Here is a 1706-nt window from a genome sequence, read left to right as displayed (position 1 = left end):
CCTGTTTTCCTATTTTGCGCCACCCAAGACCGATTTTATGGTCAGTTAGATACAGTTCTCTCAAGACGCGTTATTTTTTAGCGTCATTTTGCAACACAATGTCGTATAATTCCTTTTGTTTGCTGTCCATTTGTAAAATTACAGATTTTGTGCGATGGCTGTTGGGCATTTTGTAGTTCAGTTGGTACATAGTTTTGGTCAGCCGTCCTGCCTGGTATAGTGTTATATCTGAGTTGGCATCCTTCAGCTCTCGTTCAAGTTCCAACATAATTGTGTAGGCCGTAAAGCATATACAGATGTGTGCTTCTATGCGATTGTGCAACCGATGATAAATTGGACGTGCACGGAGGTCTCCTTTATTCATACGGAAGGCTCTCTCGATAAACCATAGGTTGGAGTAATTGGATATGACTTCCGTATCCGAGAGTTTCGTGTTCGTGACATATCCCTTGATTCCGTCCCATGCGGCATCAGCGTTGAACTTGTCCATGTCAATCGTAACACTCACATCACCATCCATCTTCAGATACTTGTTGTAGCCGCGGTTGTTAACGTTTGCTTTTGTCAACTTGCCGGTTTGAAAGCGCTTTTCGAGTCTCTGAAGTCCTTTCTTTCTCATTGCCTCATCCTTTGCAGCCCGTTTGTCACTCATGGAAACAATGAGCCTGACGCCATTCGCCTTGTCTATGCACCTCACATCGCCATTTTCTAGATTCATTCCAAGTATTGCTTCCTTTACCTCTGCAGTCTCGCTCTTAACCCTCGCACCAAGTATGTACTCGTATTTCTCAGCCTCCAAGTCTTCTATATTTTTCTTGGAAAGCAGACCTGCATCGGCTATAACTACGGGATGGTCGAAGCCGTGTCGCCCGGCCAGGTCCTTTATCATCGGTACAAGCGTCTTGCCCTCGTGTATATTCCCTTCGTAAATTCCGTAGCCTATTGGATTGCCGCCCGTGGTGACAAGCAGGCCAAGGAAAATCTGAGGACACGAATGCTTGCCGTCCTTAGAGAAACCGGTCTTGCGGAGGTCGTCTTCCTGCGCAGCCTCGAAGTAAAGAGTAGTCATATCATAGAACACTACGTTTATTTCGCCGCCACATATTTTCTTTGTGTAGGCATAGGATATGCGTTCCACATCGTGCTTCATATCATTACCAACAGGCTTGATAACTTTGCCGGAAGCGTCCTTCTTGCAGTCCTTGTCTTTTCGGAAGCAAAGGTTGTCAAGGAACTTGTATATGGCATCCACGTCGTAGTCTTTGTTCAGATATTGTCGGAGATACTCCACCGTGCGGAGTTTGCTGCCCGGATTGAATAGACGACAAATTACCAAATGACGGAACATCTCATTGTCTATCCCTCCATATCCTATCTTGTCGTAAAGCCGTCCATAGATAAGTTCGGGACCAATCACTTGAATCTGCGTGTTGGAAATACCAGAGAGGAAGCTCTCAAGATCGTCTTCGAAAGGATAATGATAGTCCATCGGAATAGGCTGGCCAAGCTGCGAGTCTATAAACTCACGAGCCTTGCGTTCCAAGGCAAGCAATTCTTGCGCATTGGAACTTGTCCCGATAATCTTTACAGTCACATTCTTGCGGGAGTACCTGTCCTTTCTCAGAACCTCGATGCTATAAGCACCTGATCTGTGGCGTTTCTTGTGTACGAACATGATGCAAAGATAGCTTGCGCCACCCAAAAAT

1 protein-coding gene is annotated in these 1706 nt (G+C 45.7%); it reads right to left on the bottom strand.

Annotated features, from left to right (window positions below):
• Positions 1–70 precede the first annotated feature (70 nt).
• Positions 71–1706 (bottom strand): IS1634 family transposase (locus tag FYJ73_RS15550; RefSeq protein ID WP_206081815.1); only part of this gene is annotated, 1636 nt, incomplete at its 5' end.

The organism is Hallella mizrahii, assembly GCF_009695775.1.
Classification (GTDB): Bacteria; Bacteroidota; Bacteroidia; order Bacteroidales; family Bacteroidaceae; genus Prevotella; species Prevotella mizrahii.
The sequence above is the reverse complement of the archived record's forward strand: the minus strand, read 5'-3'. Positions and strand labels throughout refer to the sequence as shown.